Source organism: Streptomyces sp. NBC_00210, from assembly GCF_045160975.1.
GTDB lineage: Bacteria > Actinomycetota > Actinomycetes > Streptomycetales > Streptomycetaceae > Streptomyces.
Genome location: NZ_CP108120.1, coordinates 6,531,147 through 6,551,539, shown reverse-complemented (window position 1 = coordinate 6,551,539; position 20,393 = coordinate 6,531,147). Strand labels below are relative to the sequence as shown.

Genomic DNA, 20,393 nt, shown 5'->3' with positions numbered 1-20,393 from the left:
GGCCTCGTGGCAGGTGCCCTGGCAGGTGCCCGCGGTCAGCCCTTCTTGGCCGACTCCGCGTCCGCCTTCTCGTCGCCGTCGGCCGCGTCCTTTGCCTCAGTGTCCTCGTCCGCGTCCTTTGCCGACTTTGCCGAAGCCGAAGTGTCCTCGGCAGCGCCGTCGGCAAAAGCATCGTCCGCGTCCTCGTCAGCGGCGTCCGCGGGGCCGTCGTCGTCGGCCTTGTCCTCCGGGTCCGCCGCCGTCTGGGACGGCTCGGACTTCGCGGAGTCCTCCGGCCGCTCCGGCTCGACGATCTCCTCGCGCCCCGGCCGCAGCCGCGACGAGATGACGATGTACGCCACCGCGAGCGCGAAGACCACGATCGAGGTCCATACGTTCAGACGCAGCCCCAGCACATGGTGCGCCTCGTCGACCCGCATGTACTCGATCCAGCCCCGGCCCAGGCAGTACGCCGCGACATACAGCGCGAACGCCCGCCCGTGCCCGAGCTTGAAGCGCCGGTCTGCCCAGATGACCAGCAGCGCGACGCCGATGCACCACAGGGACTCGTACAGGAACGTCGGGTGGTAGAGGCCCGCCTCGCGGTTCGTACCCTCGGTGATCTTGAGGGCCCACGGCAGATCCGTCGGCTTCCCGTACAGCTCCTGGTTGAACCAGTTGCCCCAGCGGCCGATCGCCTGCGCGAAGGCGATCGCGGGCGCGAGGGCGTCCGCCCAGGCCGGCAGCGGGATCCCGCGGCGGCGGCAGCCGATCCAGGCACCGACCGCGCCCAGCGCGATCGCACCCCAGATTCCGAGGCCGCCCTCCCAGATCTTGAAGGCGTCGACCCAGTTCTCACCCTCGCTGAAGTACAGCTGGTAGTCGGTGATCACGTGGTAGAGCCGGCCGCCGACGAGACCGAAAGGCACGGCCCAGACGGCGATGTCGGCCACGGTGCCGGCTTTGCCGCCCCGCGCGATCCAGCGCTTGTTGCCGTACCAGACGGCGACGAAGACGCCGATGATGATGCAGAAGGCATAGCCGCGCAGCGGGAGCGGTCCGAGGTGGATCACTCCGGTCGACGGGCTGGGAATGTAGGCAAGTTCCATGGCAGGACCGACGCTACCCTGCCGGGTGGGAGGCACGGCAACCCACCCGGCAACGTATGGATAACGAGCCGCGCTTGGTCGCACGGCGGGAAGCCTGCGTCTGCGGCGGGAAGCCTGCGCTGAGACGGGAAGCCTTCCTCGTACGGCGGGAAGCCGTCAGGAGGCCCCGGCGCTCGGGCCCGGCGTGGACGTGCCCGGCTTCTTGCCCTTGTTCGCCGCTTCGACCCACTTCTTGAGGTTGGCCACGGAGATCTGCTCGCCGCTCTTGTCCGGGAAGATGGGCTCCCCGTTGAGCAGCAGGGTCGGCGTGCCACGGAAGCCGCCGTTGACGAAGGCGGTGTTCGACTTGGCCACCCAGGCGTCGTGCTTCCCGTCCTCCACACAGCTGCGGAACGCGGGGGTGTCGAGACCTTCGACCTTGCCCGCGAGCTCGATCAGCCTGCTGTTCTTGCCGAAGGCGTCCTCCTGCTCCGGCGGCTGGTTCTCGTAGAGGACGTCGTGGTACGGGTCGAACTTGCCGGCGTCCTGCGCGCAGGCCGCGGCGTTCGCGGCGCGGAGCGAGCCGCTGCCGCCCATGTTCCCGTCGATGATGGTGGCGAGGTGGTACTCGACCTTCAGCTTGCCCGCCTTCTCCAGCTCGTGGAGGGTGTCCCGGAAGGCGTTCTCGAACTGCCCGCAGACCGGGCAGCGGAAGTCCTCCCAGACCGTGAGCGTGGCGGGGGCGTCGCTCGCGCCCACCGGGATGGCGAGCTGGTCCTTGCCCTGTACGCCCGCGGGCGCGAGGAGCGGACCGGCGTCGGAGCCGTCCTTCGACGCGTTCTTGCCCGCGTTGGCGGCGATCACGCCGACGACGGCGGCGAGGCCGAGTACACCGACGACCGCGGCGGTGACGATCAGCGTCCGCCGGCGTTTCTCACGGGCCCTCTGCGACGCACGTTCCTGCTGGAGCCGCTCGCGCGCGGTCCGCTTCCGTTCCTGATTCTCGCTCACGTCCCGCAAACGAACCGGGGAGGCATGTCGCATGCCTCCCCGGTCCGAGATCCACTCGTACGAGCTACCGGTCCCGGCGCACGCCCTGGGCGAGATCGGCCGCGAGTTCCCGTACGGCCAGCAGGCCCGCGGAGAGGTCCGGGGCGTCGAGGAGCCGCTTGACGAACGCGGACCCGACGATCACGCCGTCGGCGAAGCCGGCGACCTCCGCGGCCTGATCGGGGTTGGAAACGCCGAGGCCCACGCAGACCGGCAGGTCAGTGGCAGCGCGGGTACGCCGTACCAGGTCCTGGGCCTGCGCACCCACCGACTCACGGGTGCCGGTGACGCCCATCAGCGATGCCGCGTACACAAAGCCGGAACCGGCCGCCGTGATCTTCGCCAGCCGGGCATCCTTGCTGCTCGGCGCGACGACGAAGACCGTGGCGAGGCCGTGCTTCTCCGCATGCTCTCGCCACACACCGGCCTCCTCGACCGGCAGGTCGGGCAGGATGCAGCCCGCGCCGCCCGCTTCGGCGAGCTCGGCGGTGAAGCGCTCGATGCCGTACCGGTCGATCGGATTCCAGTACGTCATGACGAGCACCGGCTTCCCGGTGGCCTCGTGCGCCTCGCGGACAGTACGCATCACGTCGGCGATCTTCACGCCGCCGCGGAGCGCGATGTCGTCGGCGGTCTGGATGACCGGGCCGTCGAGGACGGGGTCGCTGTGCGGCAGTCCGACCTCGACCACGTCGGCGCCGCCGTCGAGGGCGGCCTTGATCGCCTCGATGCCGCCGTCGACGGTGGGGAAGCCGGCCGGGAGATACGCGATGAGCGCGGCCCGGTTCTCGCTCCTGGCCTGCGCCAGGGTCTCGCTCAACAGCTTGATGTTCCCGCTCACTTCGCGTCCCCCTCGCCGTCGTAGAGCCCGAAGTACCGGGCGGCGGTATCCATGTCCTTGTCGCCGCGGCCGGACAGATTGACCAGGATCAGCCCGTCCTTGCCGAGCTCCTTGCCCAGCTCCAGCGCTCCGGCGAGCGCGTGCGCGGACTCGATCGCCGGGATGATGCCCTCGGTACGGGACAGCAGCCGCAGCGACCGCATGGCCTCGTCGTCGGTCACCGCGCGGTACTCACCGCGGCCGATGTCCTTGAGGTACGAGTGCTCGGGGCCGATGCCCGGGTAGTCGAGTCCGGCGGAGATCGAGTACGGCTCGGTGATCTGGCCCTCCTCGTCCTGCAGCACGTACGAGCGCGAACCGTGCAGGATGCCGGGCTCGCCCGCGGTCAGGGTGGCCGCGTGCTCGCCGGACTCGATGCCGTGGCCCGCGGGCTCGCAGCCCACGAGGCGTACGTCCGCGTCCGGGATGAAGGCGTGGAACAGCCCGATCGCGTTGGATCCGCCGCCGACACAGGCGACGGCCACGTCCGGCAGCCGGCCGGCCCGCTGAAGGATCTGGCGGCGGGCCTCGACGCCGATGACCCGGTGGAAGTCGCGGACCATGGCGGGGAAGGGGTGCGGTCCGGCGACCGTGCCGAAGAGATAGTGCGTACGGTCCACATTGGCGACCCAGTCGCGAAACGCCTCGTTGATGGCGTCCTTCAGGGTCCGGCTGCCGGAGGTCACCGGGATCACCTCGGCACCGAGGATCCGCATCCGCGCCACGTTCAGGGCCTGGCGCTGGGTGTCGATCTCGCCCATGTAGATCGTGCACTCGAGGCCGAAGAGCGCGCAGGCGGTCGCGGTGGCGACGCCGTGCTGGCCGGCGCCGGTCTCGGCGATGACGCGGGTCTTGCCCATGCGCTTGGTGAGCAGCGCCTGGCCGAGAACGTTGTTGATCTTGTGCGATCCCGTGTGGTTCAGGTCCTCCCGCTTCAGGAAGACCCGCGCACCGCCGGCATGCTCGGCGAACCGGGGCACCTCGGTGAGCGCGCTGGGGCGGCCGGTGTAGTTGACCATGAGGTCGTTGAGCTCGGCGGCGAAGGCGGGGTCGGCCTTTGCCTTGTCGTACTCGACGGCGACCTCGTCGACGGCGGCGACGAGGGCCTCGGGGATGAACTTGCCGCCGAAGGCGCCGAAGTAGCCCTCGGGGCTGGGGACTTGACCGTCCGGGTCGGGAATGAAGAAGTCGCTCGACATGCGACATGCTCCTTGTCGGGGCGTTATGCCCCAGAAGTCTGGTGTACAGGGGACACGGTATGCGCGCGTGTGGCTGAGGGTGGCGGTGACCGGCGGGTCTTTCCCTCGCCCCGCCCCATCCCGTGGCCGGGGCCAGCCCCCGGACCCGCCTCCTACGCCCTGGGGCGTGGGGGGGGACCCCCAGCGCCTCAATCGCCGGTTGGGCTGACTTTCCGCCGGTCGGCCTGAGGGTTCAGGCCGACCGGCGGAAATTCGAGCCCGTCTGGGGGTCCCCCCGGACGAAGTCTGGGGGAGATTGAGGACATGCGGCCGAAGGTCGCATACGGGGTTGGGGGCGGAGCCCCGATTCGGGAAAGGGGCGGAGGGGAACAGTCCCGCGCAACGGCACCGCCTAGCGCGCGCAGGCCCCGCGCCATCGCATGCCGTTGACCTGTCCCGGCTCCGAGCCGATGACATACCGCACCCGCCGACCGTGCACCCGCCGGGCCGGCGCCCGGCAGCCGCGCGGCTTGCAGCCCCGCGCGAGCGGTGCGTGCGGGTCCCGCGCGGGCAGTCCGGCGCCGGCGCGCACACCGGCCCACCGCGGGCAGCGGCCCGCGGTGGTCGGTCGGCAGACGCAGCGGACGGTCATCGAAGGCTCAGCTCCGCCCGTGCCGCAGCGCCGGGTGCGCGCCCGCGGCCACCAGGTCGGCGACTGCCGACTTCGGGTCGCGGCCGGTGACCAGGGACTCGCCGACGAGTACGGCGTCGGCACCCGCATTGGCGTAGGCGATCAGGTCGTGCGGACCGCGCACCCCGGACTCGGCGATCTTGACGATGTGCGCCGGGATCTCGGGCGCGACTCGATCGAACGTCGCCCGGTCGACCTGGAGCGTCTTCAGGTCGCGCGCGTTGACACCGATGATCTTCGCGCCGGCCTCCACCGCCCGCTCGACCTCGTCCTCGTCGTGCACCTCGACCAGCGGCGTCAGCCCGATCGACTCCGCGCGCTCGATCAGCGAGACCAGCGCCTCCTGCTCCAGCGCGGCAACGATCAGCAGCACGAGGTCGGCGCCGTACGCCCTGGCCTCCCACAGCTGGTACGCGGTGACGATGAAGTCCTTGCGCAGCACCGGGATGTCCACCCGGGCGCGGACGGCCTCCAGGTCCTCGAGCGAGCCGCCGAAGCGGCGCTGCTCGGTCAGTACGGAGATGACGGCCGCGCCGCCCGCCTCGTAGTCCGCGGCGAGCCCGGCCGGGTCGGCGATCGCGGCGAGTGCGCCCTTCGACGGGCTGGAGCGCTTGACCTCGCAGATCACATGGACGCCCTCGCCACGCAGCGCGGCGACGCCGTCCTTGGCCGCAGGAGCCTTGCCGGCGCGCTCCTTGAGCTCGTCGAGGCTGACACGCGCCTGCCGCTCTGCGAGGTCGGCGCGCACGCCTTCAATGATCTCGTCGAGCACACTCACGCGAGCAGCCCCCTTCCGGGACGGTGATGGTTCAGGATCAGCCATGTCGATGGTATCCGCAGGAGGGCCCGGGGTTCGCATCCGGTTGACGGCTGTCCCACTACCTGGGACTTCACGGAGCCAGAGCAGAGCCGAACGGAAGGTTCCGCACCACGCTGAAGATCAGCCCGACGCCGCCGAGCGCCCACCACCACACCGGTGCCACGGCGATCCGCATGGGCACGCCCCGTACCGCGCGAATCAGCCACACCACCCACACCGCGGCGAAGACTCCGTAGCCCACGACGGCCATGGCATTGGACCCGAGCGCGGTGGTCAGATCGCCGTGGATGAAGGCGTGCGCGCTGCGCAGGCCGCCGCAGCCGGGGCAGTAGATCCCGGTGAAACGGAGCAGGGGGCAGACCGGGTAGTGGCCCGGTTCATTGGGATCGACCGTGCCGACGTAGGCGAAGGCCGCCGCGACTCCTGCCAGGGCGCCCAGGGGCGCGGCAAGACGCCGCCTGAGCGGCCCGGGAGTGGGCTCGCCGGGAAAGGGTGCAGGAGGCGAAGGGGGCGGGGAAGGCATGGCGTCCACCCCGTGATTCTGCCCGTTCACGCGGAAAGGCGCAGCCGGTGGGAACGGGGCTGCGCCTTGCGTACGGCAGTGCCGCGGCGGACGTCGGTCGGACGGCCTCAGACGGACGACGTCGGTCGGACGGCCTCAGACGGACGACGTCGGTCGGACGGCCTCAGACGGACGACGTCGGTCGGACGGCCTCAGACGGACGACGTCAGGCGGACGTCTCCGCCGTGACCGGCTGCGCCGTGGCGGTCGCCGGGCCCGCCTGCGCCCGGGCCCGCACCTGCGCCTCGGACTCCTTCGGCATGCCCAGGCCCGCGGCCTTCATCGCACCGCCGACAACGCCGCCGAGGAGGATGACGACGATGCCGCCCCAGAAGCCGAGCGGATTGGCGGCCACCATGAAGACGCCTGCGATGCAGAAACCGATGAAGGCGATGGTGACGCCGGTCCAGGCGGCCGGGGTGTGTCCGTGGCTGCTGCCCGCCATGAGTGTGCTCCTCGTGATGCTCTGTGGCTGATTGCTCGGTGGTGAGCCGGACGCTCACCCATCATTGTCCCGTACGCCGTGGAATGCGTTGACGTGGGGTGTGTCACGCCGGCTGTGTCTCTCGCCGGGGGCGGGCCTCACGCTTCTTGCGTCGGGTCCTCGCCGCGGTCCAGGGCCTTCCAGAGGTCCTCGGGCCGGTCCGGGTCCAGGACCGCGGCCTTCCGGGGCCTCGGGGTGCCGTCACGCTCGTACCGCCCGGACATCGCGGGCCACCGCTTGCCGTACCGCAGCGCGAGCAGGCCCGCGAGCAGGATCAGCAGGCCGCCCGCCACGGTCACATAGGGCCAGGGCGTGTGCGTGAGGGCGTCGACGGTGGCGGAGCTGTCGCCGGTGGCCTTTGCCGCCTTCTCGTCGAGTGCCGCGCTGTCCGAGGCCCCCAGAAAGGCGGCGAGCGCCGCGCCCGCGCCGCTGAGGGCCAGCAGTGCGGAGACGAGCAGGCGGCCGGCCCTGCGGACCGCGAAGACGGCGACGAGGGCGGCCAGGCCGACGATCGCGAGCGCCGTCGGGACGCCGGTGACATCACTGCCCTGGGCGTCGAGCGGCAGGCTGCCGCCGCCGACGGCCGCCGTGCCCTCGGCCCAGATCTGGCCGCCGGCGAGCAGGACGACGGCCGCGCCCACGGCGCCGAGGAACAGGGCCGCGGCGAGGCTGCGCCGGCTGCTCATGGCGGCGGAAGCGGCTTCGGCGCGTGGCTGGGGTATGGGTACAGCACTCACATACCCCACTATCCCTTACCGCCGATTCAACCGCCCAGGCGGTTCGCCGTGTGTACGGCGCGGAGCACCGCGGCCGCCTTGTTGCGGCACTCGGTGTCCTCGCCGACCGGGTCCGAGTCCGCCACGACACCGGCTCCGGCCTGCACGTATGCCGTGCCGTCGCGCAGCAGCGCGGTGCGGATGGCGATAGCGGTGTCGGAGTCCCCGGCGAAGTCGAGATAGCCGACGCAGCCGCCGTACAGCCCGCGTCGTGAGGGCTCCAGCTCGTCGATGATCTGCATCGCGCGGGGCTTGGGCGCACCGGACAGCGTGCCCGCGGGGAAGCAGGCGGTGAGCACGTCGAATGCGCTGCGGCCCTCGGCGACCCGGCCGGTCACGGTGGAGACGATGTGCATGACGTGGGAGTACCGCTCGATCGACATGAAGTCGACGACCTCGACGGTGCCCGGCGCACAGACCCGGCCCAGGTCGTTGCGGCCGAGGTCGACGAGCATCAGATGCTCGGCGCGCTCCTTGGGGTCGGCCAGCAGCTCGTCGGCGAGCGCCTGGTCCTCCTGCGGCGTCGCGCCACGCGGCCGGGTCCCGGCGATCGGGTGCACCATGGCGTGCCCGTCCTCGACCTTGACGAGAGCTTCGGGGGAGGACCCCACCACGTCGAAGCCGTCGAAGCGGAAGAGGTACATGTACGGCGACGGATTGGTGGCCCGCAGCACGCGGTAGACGTCCAACGCGCTTGCGCGGCAAGGGGTTTCGAACCGCTGGGACGGCACGACCTGGAAGGCCTCGCCCGCCCGGATGCGCTCCTTGATGTCGTCGACCGCGTCCTGGTAGGCCTTGCCGCCCCACAGCGCGGAGAACTCCGGCAGCTCGGAGGGCGGCAGCGCGGCGGGCACCGATGCCAGCGGCCGGGCGAGATCGCTCTCCATGGCGTCGAGACGGGCGACGGCGTCCGCGTACGCCTCGTCCACGCCCGTGTCGAGGTCGTTGTGGTTGATGGCGTTGGCGATCAGCAGGACACTGCCGTCCCAGTGGTCGAGCACAGCGAGGTCCGAGGTGAGCAGCATGGTCAGCTCGGGGAGCTTCAGGTCGTCGCGCTCGCCGGGGCCGATCTTCTCGAGCCTGCGGACGATGTCGTACCCGAGATAGCCGACCATGCCGCCGGTGAAGGGCGGCATACCGGAGGCGAGGTCGCGTGGAGTGTGCAGCGCCTCGACGGTCGTGCGCAGGGCCTCGAGCGGGTCGCCGTCGACCGGGACGCCGACCGGCGGGGTGCCGAGCCAGTGGGCCTGGCCGTCACGCTCGGTGAGCGTGCCCGCGCTGTGGACGCCCACGAACGAGTAGCGCGACCAGGAGCGGCCGTTCTCGGCGGACTCGAGGAGGAAGGTGCCGGGCCGCTCGGCGGCGAGCTTGCGGTAGAGGCCGACCGGGGTGTCGCCGTCCGCGAGGAGGCGGCGGCTGACGGGAATGACACGACGGTCGGCGGCCAGCTTGCGGAAGGTCTCGAGATCCATGGCGCCAGACCCTACTTGTCCAGAAGAACGTCGGCGTCGAAGCAGGTGCGGTCCCCTGTGTGGCAGGCGGCGCCGATCTGGTCGACCTTGACGAGGATCGCGTCGGCGTCGCAGTCCAGAGCCACCGACTTGACGTGCTGGACATGGCCTGAGGTGTCGCCCTTGACCCAGTACTCCTGTCGGCTGCGGGACCAGTAGGTGCAGCGGCCGGTGGTCAGGGTGCGGTGCAGGGCCTCGTCGTCCATCCAGCCGAGCATCAGCACCTCGCCGGTGTCGTACTGCTGGGCGATGGCCGGGAGCAGGCCGTCGGCGCTGCGCTTGAGGCGGGCGGCGACGGCGGGATCGAGGGAGCTTGCGGGGACACTGCTGGTCATAGGGCCCATTGTGCCGTGCCCGACGAGGGCTGCGGGCGGTGCGTCCACTGGGCGGACCCGGTGCCCCGGCCGTACGCTGGCGGGCATGTCGACCCATGCCAAGCGTGAACGACTTATCCTCGCGGACCTGTTGGAGACGGTGGGCCCCGATGCCCGGACTCTGTGTGAAGGCTGGCAGACCCGGGACCTCGCCGCCCATGTGGTGGTGCGCGAGCGGCGGCCCGACGCCGCGGGCGGGATTGTGCTCGGCGCGCTCAGGGACCGTTTGGAGCGGGTGCAGGCGGAATTCGCCTCGAAGCCGTACGAGGAGCTGATCCAGCTGATCCGTACGGGACCACCGCGCATGTCGTTCTACGGGATCAAGCAGATCGACGAGGCGGCGAACACCGTCGAGTTCTTTGTGCACTCCGAGGATGTGCGGCGGGCGCAGCCGGAATGGACGCCGCGCCCGCTGGACCAGGTGTTCGAGAACGCGCTGTGGTCGCGTCTTGAGAAGGCGGCCCGGCTGCTGGGCCGCAGGTCGCCGGTGGGTCTGGTGCTGCGGCGTACGGACGGGCAGACGGCGGTGGCCCACCGCGGCACTCCGGTGGTGACCGTGACCGGGGAGCCGAGTGAACTGACGATGTTCGCGTTCGGGCGGCAGGACGTGGCCCAGGTGGACCTGGAGGGCGACAAGGAGTCGATCGCCCGGCTGCACGAGGTCAGCCCCTTCGGCATGTGACCAGGCCTGGCGGCAGGGCTTCGGCGCGGCAGCTCTGCGCAGGGGCGTCAGCGCACCGGGTGCCCGGCCTCCCGCAGGGTGTCCTTCACCTGCGAGATGCGCAGATCGCCGAAGTGGAAGACCGAAGCCGCGAGCACCGCGTCCGCGCCCGCCGCAATCGCGGGCGGGAAGTCCGCAAGCCTGCCCGCACCACCGGAGGCGATGACCGGGACGGTGACGTGCTTCCGTACCGCCGCGATCATCTCCGTGTCGTAGCCGTCCTTCGTGCCGTCGGCGTCCATCGAGTTGAGCAGGATCTCGCCCGCACCGAGATCGGCGGCCCGGTGTGCCCACTCGACGGCGTCGATGCCGGTGCCCTTGCGGCCGCCGTGCGTCGTCACCTCGAACGATCCCGACTCGGTACGGCGGGCGTCGACCGACAGCACCAGCACCTGGCGGCCGAAGCGCTCGGCGATCTCGCGGATCAGCTCGGGTCGGGCGATCGCCGCGGTGTTCACGCCGACCTTGTCGGCGCCCGCGCGCAGCAGTTTGTCCACATCGTCCGCGCTGCGCACGCCGCCGCCCACGGTCAGCGGGATGAACACCTGCTCTGCGGTGCGGCGCACCACGTCGTACGTCGTCTCCCGGTTGCCGGACGAGGCCGTGATGTCGAGGAAGGTCAGCTCGTCGGCGCCCTCGGCGTCGTACAGCTTGGCCATCTCGACGGGGTCGCCGGCGTCGCGCAGATTCTGGAAGTTGACGCCCTTGACGACCCGGCCGTTGTCCACGTCCAGGCAGGGAATGACTCGGACCGCGAGGGTCATGACTGCTCTGCTCCTCGGAAGGCTTCGACTTCTACTTCGACCAGGATGCGCGGGTCGACGAAACCCTCCACCACCAGGAGGGTCGCGGCCGGGCGCACGGAGTCGAACAACTCCTTGTGTGCCCGGGACACCTCGTCGACATCGCGCACATGGGTCAGATACATCCGGGTGCGGATCACCGACTCGGCACCGAGCCCGAATTCCTTCAGCGCTTCAAGGGCGTTGCCGAAGGCCACCCGCGTCTGCTCGTACGGATCGCCCTCGCCGTACAGCACCCGGCCCTTGAAGGACGTGGTACCCGCCACGAGGACCCGGTCACCCGCCGCGACGGCGCGCGCGAAGCCGATGGTCTCTTCCCAGGGACTGCCGCTCTGCACGCGCCGTACTTCGGTCATCCGGACACAGCCTCCAAGGCCTCTTCCAGGGTGAACGCCTTCGCGTACAGCGCCTTGCCCACGATCGCGCCCTCCACACCCTGCGGCACGAGCGACGCGATGGCACGCAGGTCGTCCAGCGACGAGACGCCGCCGGAGGCGACGACGGGCTTGTCGGTGGCCGCGCAGACGTTCCGCAGCAGCTCCAGGTTGGGGCCCTGCAGCGTGCCGTCCTTGGCGATGTCGGTGACGACGTAACGGGCGCAGCCCTCGGAGTCGAGGCGGGCCAGCGTCTCGTAGAGGTCGCCGCCGTCGCGGGTCCAGCCGCGGCCGCGCAGCGTCGTGCCGCGTACATCCAGGCCGACCGCGATCTTGTCGCCGTGCTCGGCAATGACCTTGGCGACCCACTCGGGAGTCTCCAGCGCGGCAGTGCCCAGGTTGACCCGGGTGCAGCCGGTGGCCAGCGCTGCCGCGAGCGAGGCGTCGTCGCGGATGCCGCCGGAGAGCTCGACCTTGATGTCCATGGCCCCGGCGACCTCGGCGATCAGCGCCCGGTTGTCGCCGGTGCCGAACGCGGCGTCCAGGTCCACCAGATGCAGCCACTCGGCGCCGGCGCGCTGCCAGGTCAGGGCCGCCTCCAGCGGGGAGCCGTACGAGGTCTCCGTACCGGACTCGCCATGCACCAGGCGTACGGCCTGGCCGTCGCGGACGTCGACTGCGGGCAGGAGTTCAAGCTTCGGCATTACAGCGTCTCAATCCAGTTGGTCAGCAGCTGGGCGCCGGCGTCGCCGGACTTCTCGGGGTGGAACTGCGTCGCCCACAGCGCGTTGTTCTCCACGGCGGCGACAAAGCGCTCGCCGTGCGTGGCCCAGGTGACCTGGGGCGCGCGGATGGCGGGGTTGGTGACCTCCAGCTCCCACTCGTGCACGGCGTAGGAGTGCACGAAGTAGTACCGGGCGTCGGCGTCGAGTCCGGCGAAGAGCCGGCTGTCGGCGGGCGCCTCGACGGTGTTCCAGCCCATGTGGGGGACGATCGGGGCCTTGAGCGGGCCGACCGTGCCGGGCCACTCGTCGAGGCCTTCGCTCTCGACTCCGTGCTCGATGCCGCGCGCGAAGAGGATCTGCATGCCGACGCAGATGCCCATGACCGGGCGGCCGCCGGAGAGGCGGCGGCCGACGATCCACTCGCCGCGGGCCTTCTTCAGGCCCTCCATGCAGGCGGCGAAGGCGCCGACGCCGGGCACGAGCAGCCCGTCGGCGTTCATCGCCCGGTCGAAGTCACGGGTGATCTCGACATCCGCGCCGACCCGGGCCAGCGCCCGCTCGGCGGAGCGGACATTGCCGAATCCGTAGTCGAAGACGACGACTTTCTTGCTCGCGGTCATGCCCAGATCCCCTGAATCCGCAGGACACCGGCGACCAGGCACATCGCCGAGCCGATGCCGAGGAGCACGATCGGGCCCTTGGGCAGGTCCTGCTTCACGAACGAGTAGACACCGCCGGCGAGGAACAGCCCGACGACAATGAGGACGGTGGAGAGGCCGGTCATGGAGTTACAGGGCGCCCTTCGTGGAGGGGAGGATGCCGGCGGCGCGCGGGTCGCGCTCACAGGCGTAGCGCAGGGCCCGGGCCAGCGCCTTGAACTGGCACTCCACGATGTGGTGCGCATTGCGCCCGTACGGGACGTGCACGTGCAGCGCGATCTGGGCCTGTGCGACGAAGGACTCCAGGATGTGCCGGGTCATCGTCGTGTCGTACGAGCCGATCATGGGCGCCATGTTCTCGGGCTCGGTGTGCACGAGGTAGGGGCGGCCCGAGAGGTCCACCGTGACCTGGGCGAGGGACTCGTCCAGCGGCACGGTGCAGTTGCCGAATCGGTAGATCCCCACCTTGTCGCCGAGCGCCTGCTTGAAGGCGGCACCCAGGGCGAGGGCGGTGTCCTCGATGGTGTGGTGCGAGTCGATGTGCAGATCGCCCTCGGTCTTCACGGTGAGGTCGAACAGACCGTGGCGGCCGAGCTGGTCGAGCATGTGGTCGTAGAAGCCGACCCCGGTCGACACATCGACCTTTCCGTGACCGTCGAGGTCGATCTCGACGAGGACCGAAGTCTCCTTGGTGGTGCGTTCCGCTCTTCCAACACGACCCTCGCGAGTCATACGTCGTACTCCTTCTTCAGCTCACGAACCGCGTCGAGGAACGCGTCGTTCTCTTCGGGGGTGCCGGCGGTGACGCGCAGCCACCCGGGCACCCCGTTGTCACGTACCAGGACGCCGCGGTCCAGGATCTTCTGCCAGGCCTCGTGGCTGTCGGCGAAACGGCCGAACTGCACGAAGTTCGCGTCCGATTCGGTGACCTCCCAGCCGATCGCCCGCAGCTCGGCGACCAGCCGGTCCCGCTCGGTCTTCAGCTGCTCGACATACCCGAGCAGCGTATCGGTGTGCTCCAGCGCGGCGAGCGCGGTGGCCTGGGTGACGGCCGACAGGTGATACGGCAGCCGCACCAGCTGGACGGCGTCGACCACGGCGGGGTCCGCGGCCAGATAGCCCAGGCGCAGACCGGCCGCGCCGAAGGCCTTGGACATGGTGCGCGAGACCACCAGATGCGGCCGGCCCTCGATCAGCGGCAGCAGCGAGGGGCGGTGGCTGAATTCGACGTACGCCTCGTCGACCACGACTATCGCCCCGGCATGAGCAGCCTTGGCGGCCTGGGCGGCCTCGTACAGCGCGAGCACCGTTTCGGCCTCGACCGCGGTGCCCGTGGGGTTGTTGGGCGAGGTGATGAAGACGACGTCCGGCGCGTTCTCGGCGATGGCCTGCCCGGCCGCCGCGAGGTCGATGGTGAAGTCGTCGTTGCGCGGGCCCGAGATCCAGCCGGTGCCGGTGCCGCGCGCGATGAGCGCGTGCATCGAGTACGAGGGCTCGAAGCCGATCGCGGTACGGCCCGGGCCGCCGAAGGTCTGCAGCAGCTGCTGGATGACCTCGTTGGAGCCGTTGGCCGCCCATACGTTCTCGATGCCGACCGGGTGCTTTCCGGTCCGGGTCAGATACGCGGCCAGCTCCGTGCGCAGCTCCACCGCGTCCCGGTCGGGGTAGCGGTTGAGCCCACGCGCGGCCTCGGCGACCCGCTCGGCGATCCGTTCGACGAGCGGCTCGGGCAGCGGGTAGGGGTTCTCGTTGGTGTTCAGCTGTACGGGAACGTCCAACTGGGGCGCGCCGTAAGGGGACTTGCCGCGCAGCTCGTCCCGTACGGGAAGGTCGTCGATGCCCGTCATGCCTTCGGCACCTTCCATTCGAAGCGCGCCTTCATCGCGGCGCCGTGCGCCGGCAGGTCCTCGGCCTCCGCGAGCGTCACCACGTGGTGGGTGACCTCGGCGAGCGCGTCCCGCGTGTAGTCCACGATGTGGATCCCGCGCAGGAAGGACTGCACGGACAGGCCGGAGGAGTGGCAGGCGCAGCCGCCGGTCGGCAGGACGTGGTTGGAGCCCGCGCAGTAGTCGCCGAGCGAGACCGGCGCCCAGGGGCCGACGAAGATCGCGCCGGCGTTGCGGACGCGGGCGGCGACCGCAGAGGCGTCGGCGGTCTGGATCTCCAGGTGCTCGGCGCCGTAGGCGTTGACGACCCGCAGGCCTTCCGCGACGCCGTCGACCAGGACGATTGCGGACTGCTTGCCGCTCAGCGCGGGGACGATCCGGTCCTCGATGTGCTTGGTGGCCGCGATCTGCGGCTCCAGCTCCTTCTCGACCGCGTCCGCCAGCTCGGTGGAGTCGGTGACCAGCACGGCGGCGGCCATCGGGTCGTGCTCGGCCTGGCTGATCAGGTCGGCGGCGACGTGTACCGGGTCGGCACTCCCGTCGGCCAGGATCGCGATCTCGGTCGGTCCGGCCTCGGCGTCGATTCCGATACGGCCGGTGAAGTACCGCTTGGCCGCGGCGACCCAGATATTGCCCGGGCCCGTGACCATATTGGCGGGGGCGCACTCCTCGGTGCCGTACGCGAACATGGCGACGGCCTGGGCGCCACCCACGGCGTACACCTCGTCCACGCCGAGCAGCGCGCACGCCGCCAGAATCGTCGGGTGCGGCAGTCCGCCGAACTCCTTCTGCGGCGGCGACGCGAGCGCGATGGACTCGACGCCCGCCTCCTGCGCCGGCACGGCGTTCATGATCACGGAGGAGGGGTAGACGGAGCGGCCCCCCGGCGCGTACAGGCCGACGCGCTCGACCGGTACCCACTTTTCGGTGACACTGCCGCCGGGGACGACCTGGGTGGTGTGCTCACTGCGGCGCTGCGCCCGGTGCACAATCCTGGCGCGCCGGATCGACTCCTGAAGGGCGGCCTTGACCTTGGGGTCCAGCTGCTCCAGGGCGTCGGCGATGGCAGCCGCGGGCACCCGCACCTGCTTCAGCTTGACGCCGTCGAACTTCTCCGCGTAGTCGATCAGCGCCGCGGTGCCCCGATGATGCACGGCCTCGCAGATGGGCCGCACCTTCTCCAGGGCGGCTTCCACGTCGAACTCGGCACGGGGCAGCAGGTCGCGCAGAGCGCCACCCTCCGGGAGGGCGTCGCCGCGCAGATCGATTCGTGAGATCACGGAACCAATTCTCTCAGACCGGAATCGGCCGGTGGTCGTCCGTATCACTGGCTGATATGGGCCCACCTTCCCCCAGCTACCGCTGGGAGGTGCCCCCACCGACCACCGCCCCTCAACGAGGCGCTTTGCGCCACCCCCCTGGTTTCGGAACATGACCATGACCACTAGCGTTCAGTCCGTTACACAGCGGGAAGAACAGCTGTACGAAATAACGAAGCGGAGGAGCGGCATTGACCGAGCCGCTGGACGGCGGACCGCCGGACGGACTGAGCCCGACCGAGCTGCGCATGTGGAACGCCTTCAAAAACGGGAGTACGTACGACCTGAGCGATCCCAACCCCTTGCTGAACGATCCCTTCTCGCCACGCCCCTGGGGCGAGGAGCGCAGCGTCCGCGCGAGCATCGTCGCCCGGCTGCTGCTCAGCGGACCGCCCGCGCGGCCAGGCCGGGTCGCGGCCCTCAAGCTCCGCGGGGTGCAGATCACCGGCACCCTCAAGCTCGCGGGCGGCAGCATCGCCCCGTATGTCGAGCTGAACGGCTGCCGCTTCGAGAGCGAACTGCTGATGCCCGAGGCCCACTTCACCACGGTGCGCATGGTCGGCTGTGCGATCCCGCGGATAGAGGCCGCCCGGCTGCGCACCGAGGGTGATCTCCATCTGCCGCGCTGCCGGGTCGAGCACGGCATCCGGCTCACCGATGCGCAGATCGGCACCGATCTGCTGCTCAACCAGATCCATGTCCGGCCGGACCGCCGGGGCCGGGCCATCACCGCCGACGGAATGTCGGTCGCGCAGGACTTACAGGCGGAACTGATAGAGACCTACGGAGAGTTCAGCCTGCGCGGCGCGAAGGTGGGGGTCTCGCTCAGCCTGCGCGGCAGCCGGCTGCGCGCGGCCGCCGAGCGGCGGGCACTCAACGCCCCGCAGCTGAGCGTGGAGCGGACGCTCTATCTGACGGGCGCGTGGGTGAGCGAGTCCACGGGCAACCAAGGCTCCACTCCGCCGTTCGGCATCGCCACCAATGCCGGGACGCCCGCGCGCGGCACCCGGCTGCAGCCCTTCGAGTGCCACGGCGGGGTGCGGCTGGACGACGGGCGTTTCGGTGACGCGGTCGATCTGCACCGGGCGCGCTTTGTGCTGAGCTCGCGCGAGGAGCTGTCGCTGCGCCGGATCGTCACACCGGAGCTGCGGTTCAACGCGGAGCGCCCCGAGGAGGGGCGCGTCGTGCTGAACGGCGCGAAGGTGGTGACGCTGATCGATCTGGCGGCGAGCTGGCCCGGTCCCGGTGGGCTCGCGATGGGCGGCTTCGTCTACGAGAACCTCGTCCCGTACGAGGCCTTCCCGCTCAGCCGCCGGCTGGAGTGGGTGGCTTCGGCGACCCCGGAGTACTCCCCGGAGCCGTACGAACGACTCGCGACCGTGCTGCGCAACAGCGGCGAGGACGCGGACGCCCGCGAGGTGCTCCTCGCCAAGCAGCGCCGCCGCCGGGAGACGCTGCCGCTGGCCGCGAAGCTCTGGGGCTATCTCCAGGACTGGACGGTGGCGTACGGCTACCGCCCGGGCCGGGCCGCGCTGTGGATGGCGGTGCTCTGGGCGATGGGCGCACTGGCCTTCGCCCAGATCGATCCGGCGCCGATCAAGCCCGACGAGCACCCGCAGTGGAACGCGGCGCTCTATGCCCTGGACCTGCTGGTGCCGGTGATCAATCTCGGCCAGGACGGGTACTGGCAGCTCGACAGCAGCTGGCAGTGGGCATCGGCCGCGCTGGTGCTGCTCGGCTGGATCCTCGCGACGACGGTCGCGGCCGGCGCGTCCCGTCTGCTGCGCCGTGGTTGAGGGCGGTGGGGGCTGCGCTGCCCATGAGCCAGTTCTTTACGCTCTCTTGACTTTTGCCAGGACAACCATTGTGCCGCTACCAAAGCTTCACAGCTGCCCTCTGGCGCGCCCTCCGACCTGCAGTTTTCAATGGTCCGCACCATGTCATTGCTCCGTGCTCTGATCCGTACCGCGCGCATGATCCGTCATACGCCGCGGCTGGCCGACGGCCTGCCGCCCGCCGAGGCGGTACTGCTCGACGCCCCCGACGAGCGGCTGGGCCCGGCGCTGGTCGCGGCCGCACTCGGGGAGTACGAACCGGCCGCCAAGCTGCTGGCGACCACCCGGGAATCGGCCGAGTGGGAGAACCGCGACCGGTATGTGATGCGGCTCGCCACCTTCGCGCACAACCGCGACGAGTGGCTGACGAACTGGCTCGCCGCGGCGCCGCGCGACCCCGACGCACTGGTCGTCAAGGCCGAGCTCGCGGTCCGCAGGGCGTGGGAGTCACCGGCCAGGGCGGAGCGGCTGCGTGAACTGGGACCGCTGATCGACGCGGCGGCGGAGGGCGATACAAACGATCCGGTTCCGTGGCGGATCTCGCTGGACCACGCGCGCGGCACGCATGCCACGCACACGGCCTTCGAGTCGCTGTGGGAGCAGGCCGTGCGCCGCTCCTCGCACCACTACGGCTGCCATGTCGCGGCCCTGCAGTATCTGTCCGCGCAGTGGTACGGCTCGCACCGCGAGTGCTTCGACTTCGCCGAGCAGGCCGCGGCGGACTCGCTGCCGGGCTCGCTGGTGCAGGCGCTGCCGGTGCGGGCGGCGTTCGCGCAGTTGCTGAACGGCGACACCAACTCCGTACAGGACGACCGGATCGACGCGGCGGCCGATCTCGCCATCACGCTCTCGGGCGACTACGCGGCCGCGGACCCCTGGCCGGCCGAGGTGCGCAATCTGCTGGCGTACGTGCTGGTGGCGCGGGGACGATGGGCGGATGCGCTGGAGCAGTTCCGGCTGATCGGACCGCATGCGACGTCATTTCCGTGGACGTCGGTCACCGATGATCCGCTGGGGCAGTTCCTCGAAGCGCGGGACGGCGTACGGATCGAGATCGCATCGACGATGCCTCTGCGCCCAAGGGCCGGACGAAGCGGGTCCATGGGCCATTAGGCTAGACCGTTGTGACAACCGCACGTCTTCCTCTGTTCCCGCTGAACTCGGTACTGTTCCCGGGCCTCGTCCTGCCCTTGAACGTCTTCGAGGAGCGATATCGCGCCATGATGCGCGAGCTGTTGAAGACGGACGAGTCCGAGCCGCGCCGCTTCGCCGTGGTCGCCATCCGCGACGGCCGCGAGGTCGCGCCGACCGCGCCCGGCATGCCGGACCAGACCGCGCTGCCCCAGCGGGGTCCCGCGGCGGGCTTCGGCGCCGACCCGATCCAGGCGTTCCACCGGGTCGGCTGTATCGCGGACGCGGCGACGATCCGCGAGCGCGACGACGGCAGCTTCGAGGTGCTCGCCACCGGAACGACCCGGGTCAAGCTCCTCTCGGTCGACGCGAGCGGCCCGTATCTGACCGCGGAACTCGAAGAGCTCCCGGAGGAGTCCGGAGACGGCGCGGGCGCCCTCGCGGAAGGTGTGCTGCGGGCCTTCCGCAGCTACCAGAAGCGGCTGGCGGGGGCGCGGGAGAGGTCGCTGTCCACGAGCGCGGATCTGCCGGACGAGCCGTCGGTGGTGTCGTATCTGGTGGCGGCCGCGGCGGTGCTCGACACCCCGACGAAGCAACGCCTGCTCCAGGCGCCGGACACGGCCACCCGGCTGCGCGAGGAACTGACGCTGCTGCGCGCGGAGACCGCGGTGATCCGCCATCTGCCGTCGCTGCCCGCGGTCGACCTGACCCGGGCGCCGACGAGCCCCAACTGACAGGAGCAGCCTGCCGTGCCGAAGAAGCCCAAGAAGTCCGGCGGCACGCCCGCGACGGTCGCCCTGACCGCGGCGGGCACGGCCTTCACGGTGCATGCGTACGACCACGACCCGGCGTCGCCCTCCTACGGCGAGGAGGCGGCCGTCGCGCTCGGAGTCTCCCCCGACCGGGTCTTCAAGACCCTGGTCGCGGACGTCGACGGCGAACTGACGGTGGCGATCGTCCCGGTGGCGGGCCAGCTGGACCTCAAGGCGCTGGCGGCGGCGGTGGGCGCGAAGCGGGCGACGATGGCGGACCCGGTGGCGGCGGAGCGCACGACGGGCTATGTCCGCGGCGGCATCTCTCCGCTCGGCCAGCGCAAGCGCCTGCGCACGGTCCTCGATGCGACGGCGTCCGGCCATCCGACGATCTGCGTCTCGGCGGGCCGCCGCGGCCTGGAGGTCGAACTGGCCCCCGCGGACCTGGCGACCCTGACCGGGGCGGTACTGGCGCCGATCGGCCGCGCGTAGGGGGTCGACGGCGGGGCGGTCCTCGGCTACGACCGTAGGGACGCTCTGTCGGGGAGCGCGTACGCGGAGAGGACACGGCATGTCCAAACGCACCCGCAAACGCAAGTGGCGCGTCCGCAAGCACAGGGCCAACCACGGCCGCCGCCCGGCCCGACTGGGGGCTTCGCCCCCAGACCCCCAGTCCTCAAGCGCCGGACGGGCTTGATACGCCCGGGCAATCAAGCCCCTCCCGCGATTGAGGACACGGGGTCCCCCACGCCCGCAGGGCGTAGGGGGAGGGTCCGGGGCGGAGCCCCGGTTACG

24 protein-coding genes are annotated in these 20,393 nt (G+C 70.8%); 5 read left to right on the top strand and 19 right to left on the bottom strand.

The window, feature by feature from the left end:
• Positions 1 to 35: 35 nt before the first annotated feature.
• From lgt to hisI, 11 genes are all read right to left on the bottom strand, one after another.
• Positions 36 to 1,088, bottom strand: coding sequence for a prolipoprotein diacylglyceryl transferase (gene lgt, locus OG729_RS29600; RefSeq protein ID WP_405808903.1), 1,053 nt, complete (start codon positions 1,086 to 1,088; stop codon positions 36 to 38).
• Positions 1,089 to 1,244: 156 nt separating this feature from the next.
• Complete coding sequence (locus tag OG729_RS29595; RefSeq protein WP_360881624.1) at positions 1,245 to 2,078, bottom strand: thioredoxin domain-containing protein; 834 nt, start codon at positions 2,076 to 2,078, stop codon at positions 1,245 to 1,247.
• A gap of 64 nt (positions 2,079 to 2,142) precedes the next feature.
• On the bottom strand, positions 2,143 to 2,958 hold the full coding sequence (gene trpA / locus OG729_RS29590) for a tryptophan synthase subunit alpha (RefSeq protein ID WP_405808901.1): 816 nt from the start codon (positions 2,956 to 2,958) through the stop codon (positions 2,143 to 2,145).
• Positions 2,955 to 4,196 carry a tryptophan synthase subunit beta gene (gene trpB / locus OG729_RS29585; protein WP_360881628.1) on the bottom strand — a complete coding sequence of 414 codons (1,242 nt, stop codon included), beginning with the start codon at positions 4,194 to 4,196 and terminating at the stop codon, positions 2,955 to 2,957. Before trpB ends, trpA begins: the two co-directional genes overlap by 4 nt.
• Before the next feature lie 391 nt (positions 4,197 to 4,587).
• Positions 4,588 to 4,827, bottom strand: coding sequence for a tryptophan biosynthesis modulator TrpM (trpM, locus tag OG729_RS29580; RefSeq protein ID WP_360881630.1), 240 nt, complete (start codon positions 4,825 to 4,827; stop codon positions 4,588 to 4,590).
• 7 nt (positions 4,828 to 4,834) lie between these two features.
• Positions 4,835 to 5,644 (bottom strand): indole-3-glycerol phosphate synthase TrpC, encoded by an 810-nt coding sequence (gene trpC / locus OG729_RS29575; protein ID WP_360881632.1) that lies wholly within the window; start codon positions 5,642 to 5,644, stop codon positions 4,835 to 4,837.
• A gap of 112 nt (positions 5,645 to 5,756) precedes the next feature.
• The gene (locus OG729_RS29570; RefSeq protein ID WP_405811332.1) at positions 5,757 to 6,209 is read right to left on the bottom strand and encodes a DUF2752 domain-containing protein; all 453 of its coding nucleotides are present in this window, start codon (positions 6,207 to 6,209) and stop codon (positions 5,757 to 5,759) included.
• A gap of 205 nt (positions 6,210 to 6,414) precedes the next feature.
• Positions 6,415 to 6,693 carry an HGxxPAAW family protein gene (locus OG729_RS29565; protein WP_405808898.1) on the bottom strand — a complete coding sequence of 93 codons (279 nt, stop codon included), beginning with the start codon at positions 6,691 to 6,693 and terminating at the stop codon, positions 6,415 to 6,417.
• Positions 6,694 to 6,830: 137 nt separating this feature from the next.
• On the bottom strand, positions 6,831 to 7,478 hold the full coding sequence (locus OG729_RS29560; RefSeq protein WP_360881638.1) for a TIGR02234 family membrane protein: 648 nt from the start codon (positions 7,476 to 7,478) through the stop codon (positions 6,831 to 6,833).
• 17 nt (positions 7,479 to 7,495) lie between these two features.
• Positions 7,496 to 8,980, bottom strand: coding sequence for an anthranilate synthase component I (locus OG729_RS29555; RefSeq protein WP_360881640.1), 1,485 nt, complete (start codon positions 8,978 to 8,980; stop codon positions 7,496 to 7,498).
• A gap of 11 nt (positions 8,981 to 8,991) precedes the next feature.
• Positions 8,992 to 9,363: a phosphoribosyl-AMP cyclohydrolase gene (gene hisI, locus OG729_RS29550; RefSeq protein WP_405811330.1), complete on the bottom strand. Its 372-nt coding sequence runs from the start codon at positions 9,361 to 9,363 to the stop codon at positions 8,992 to 8,994.
• Between the two features lie 76 nt (positions 9,364 to 9,439).
• Here hisI and OG729_RS29545 point away from each other — a divergent pair, with 76 nt between their 5' ends.
• Positions 9,440 to 10,075, top strand: a complete 636-nt coding sequence (locus OG729_RS29545; protein ID WP_360881644.1) for a TIGR03085 family metal-binding protein — start codon at positions 9,440 to 9,442, stop codon at positions 10,073 to 10,075.
• A gap of 47 nt (positions 10,076 to 10,122) precedes the next feature.
• On the opposite strand, the gene hisF is transcribed toward OG729_RS29545, so the two are convergent.
• From hisF to hisD, 8 genes are read right to left on the bottom strand one after another with little or no spacing between them, the layout of a single operon-like run.
• Positions 10,123 to 10,878 (bottom strand): imidazole glycerol phosphate synthase subunit HisF, encoded by a 756-nt coding sequence (gene hisF / locus OG729_RS29540; protein ID WP_360881646.1) that lies wholly within the window; start codon positions 10,876 to 10,878, stop codon positions 10,123 to 10,125.
• Positions 10,875 to 11,273 (bottom strand): RidA family protein, encoded by a 399-nt coding sequence (locus tag OG729_RS29535; protein WP_360881648.1) that lies wholly within the window; start codon positions 11,271 to 11,273, stop codon positions 10,875 to 10,877. Before OG729_RS29535 ends, hisF begins: the two co-directional genes overlap by 4 nt.
• On the bottom strand, positions 11,270 to 11,995 hold the full coding sequence (priA, locus tag OG729_RS29530) for a bifunctional 1-(5-phosphoribosyl)-5-((5-phosphoribosylamino)methylideneamino)imidazole-4-carboxamide isomerase/phosphoribosylanthranilate isomerase PriA (protein ID WP_360881650.1): 726 nt from the start codon (positions 11,993 to 11,995) through the stop codon (positions 11,270 to 11,272). Before priA ends, OG729_RS29535 begins: the two co-directional genes overlap by 4 nt.
• Entirely contained in the window at positions 11,995 to 12,636 is a 642-nt protein-coding gene (hisH, locus tag OG729_RS29525; protein ID WP_360881652.1) for an imidazole glycerol phosphate synthase subunit HisH, read from the bottom strand. The genes priA and hisH overlap by 1 nt, the downstream gene beginning before the upstream one ends.
• A complete protein-coding gene (locus OG729_RS29520; RefSeq protein ID WP_360881654.1) occupies positions 12,633 to 12,800 on the bottom strand; it encodes a hypothetical protein in 168 nt (55 codons plus the stop codon). The genes hisH and OG729_RS29520 overlap by 4 nt, the downstream gene beginning before the upstream one ends.
• Positions 12,801 to 12,804: 4 nt before the next feature.
• Positions 12,805 to 13,407: an imidazoleglycerol-phosphate dehydratase HisB gene (hisB, locus tag OG729_RS29515; protein ID WP_360881656.1), complete on the bottom strand. Its 603-nt coding sequence runs from the start codon at positions 13,405 to 13,407 to the stop codon at positions 12,805 to 12,807.
• On the bottom strand, positions 13,404 to 14,522 hold the full coding sequence (locus OG729_RS29510) for a histidinol-phosphate transaminase (RefSeq protein ID WP_405808895.1): 1,119 nt from the start codon (positions 14,520 to 14,522) through the stop codon (positions 13,404 to 13,406). The genes hisB and OG729_RS29510 overlap by 4 nt, the downstream gene beginning before the upstream one ends.
• Complete coding sequence (hisD, locus tag OG729_RS29505; RefSeq protein ID WP_405808894.1) at positions 14,519 to 15,841, bottom strand: histidinol dehydrogenase; 1,323 nt, start codon at positions 15,839 to 15,841, stop codon at positions 14,519 to 14,521. The genes OG729_RS29510 and hisD overlap by 4 nt, the downstream gene beginning before the upstream one ends.
• Positions 15,842 to 16,071: 230 nt before the next feature.
• Here hisD and OG729_RS29500 point away from each other — a divergent pair, with 230 nt between their 5' ends.
• From OG729_RS29500 to ybaK, 4 genes are all read left to right on the top strand, one after another.
• Positions 16,072 to 17,676: an oxidoreductase gene (locus OG729_RS29500; RefSeq protein WP_360881662.1), complete on the top strand. Its 1,605-nt coding sequence runs from the start codon at positions 16,072 to 16,074 to the stop codon at positions 17,674 to 17,676.
• Positions 17,677 to 17,805: 129 nt separating this feature from the next.
• Positions 17,806 to 18,828 (top strand): hypothetical protein, encoded by a 1,023-nt coding sequence (locus OG729_RS29495; protein ID WP_405808893.1) that lies wholly within the window; start codon positions 17,806 to 17,808, stop codon positions 18,826 to 18,828.
• An 11-nt stretch (positions 18,829 to 18,839) separates the two neighbouring features.
• On the top strand, positions 18,840 to 19,580 hold the full coding sequence (locus OG729_RS29490; RefSeq protein WP_360881666.1) for an LON peptidase substrate-binding domain-containing protein: 741 nt from the start codon (positions 18,840 to 18,842) through the stop codon (positions 19,578 to 19,580).
• 15 nt (positions 19,581 to 19,595) lie between these two features.
• Entirely contained in the window at positions 19,596 to 20,090 is a 495-nt protein-coding gene (gene ybaK, locus OG729_RS29485; protein ID WP_360881668.1) for a Cys-tRNA(Pro) deacylase, read from the top strand.
• Positions 20,091 to 20,393: the final 303 nt, after the last annotated feature.

What these genes read in the sequence shown, in the direction of transcription:
- lgt (WP_405808903.1), bottom strand. Translation starts at nt 1,088, where the DNA reads ATGGAACTTGCCTACATTCCCAGCCCGTCGACCGGAGTGATCCACCTC.
- trpB (WP_360881628.1), bottom strand. Translation starts at nt 4,196, where the DNA reads ATGTCGAGCGACTTCTTCATTCCCGACCCGGACGGTCAAGTCCCCAGC.
- trpM (WP_360881630.1), bottom strand. Translation starts at nt 4,827, where the DNA reads ATGACCGTCCGCTGCGTCTGCCGACCGACCACCGCGGGCCGCTGCCCG.
- OG729_RS29570 (WP_405811332.1), bottom strand. Translation starts at nt 6,209, where the DNA reads ATGCCTTCCCCGCCCCCTTCGCCTCCTGCACCCTTTCCCGGCGAGCCC.
- OG729_RS29565 (WP_405808898.1), bottom strand. Translation starts at nt 6,693, where the DNA reads ATGGCGGGCAGCAGCCACGGACACACCCCGGCCGCCTGGACCGGCGTC.
- OG729_RS29555 (WP_360881640.1), bottom strand. Translation starts at nt 8,980, where the DNA reads ATGGATCTCGAGACCTTCCGCAAGCTGGCCGCCGACCGTCGTGTCATT.
- hisI (WP_405811330.1), bottom strand. Translation starts at nt 9,363, where the DNA reads ATGGGCCCTATGACCAGCAGTGTCCCCGCAAGCTCCCTCGATCCCGCC.
- OG729_RS29545 (WP_360881644.1), top strand. Translation starts at nt 9,440, where the DNA reads ATGTCGACCCATGCCAAGCGTGAACGACTTATCCTCGCGGACCTGTTG.
- hisF (WP_360881646.1), bottom strand. Translation starts at nt 10,878, where the DNA reads ATGACCCTCGCGGTCCGAGTCATTCCCTGCCTGGACGTGGACAACGGC.
- OG729_RS29535 (WP_360881648.1), bottom strand. Translation starts at nt 11,273, where the DNA reads ATGACCGAAGTACGGCGCGTGCAGAGCGGCAGTCCCTGGGAAGAGACC.
- priA (WP_360881650.1), bottom strand. Translation starts at nt 11,995, where the DNA reads ATGCCGAAGCTTGAACTCCTGCCCGCAGTCGACGTCCGCGACGGCCAG.
- hisH (WP_360881652.1), bottom strand. Translation starts at nt 12,636, where the DNA reads ATGACCGCGAGCAAGAAAGTCGTCGTCTTCGACTACGGATTCGGCAAT.
- OG729_RS29520 (WP_360881654.1), bottom strand. Translation starts at nt 12,800, where the DNA reads ATGACCGGCCTCTCCACCGTCCTCATTGTCGTCGGGCTGTTCCTCGCC.
- hisB (WP_360881656.1), bottom strand. Translation starts at nt 13,407, where the DNA reads ATGACTCGCGAGGGTCGTGTTGGAAGAGCGGAACGCACCACCAAGGAG.
- OG729_RS29510 (WP_405808895.1), bottom strand. Translation starts at nt 14,522, where the DNA reads ATGACGGGCATCGACGACCTTCCCGTACGGGACGAGCTGCGCGGCAAG.
- OG729_RS29495 (WP_405808893.1), top strand. Translation starts at nt 17,806, where the DNA reads ATGGTCCGCACCATGTCATTGCTCCGTGCTCTGATCCGTACCGCGCGC.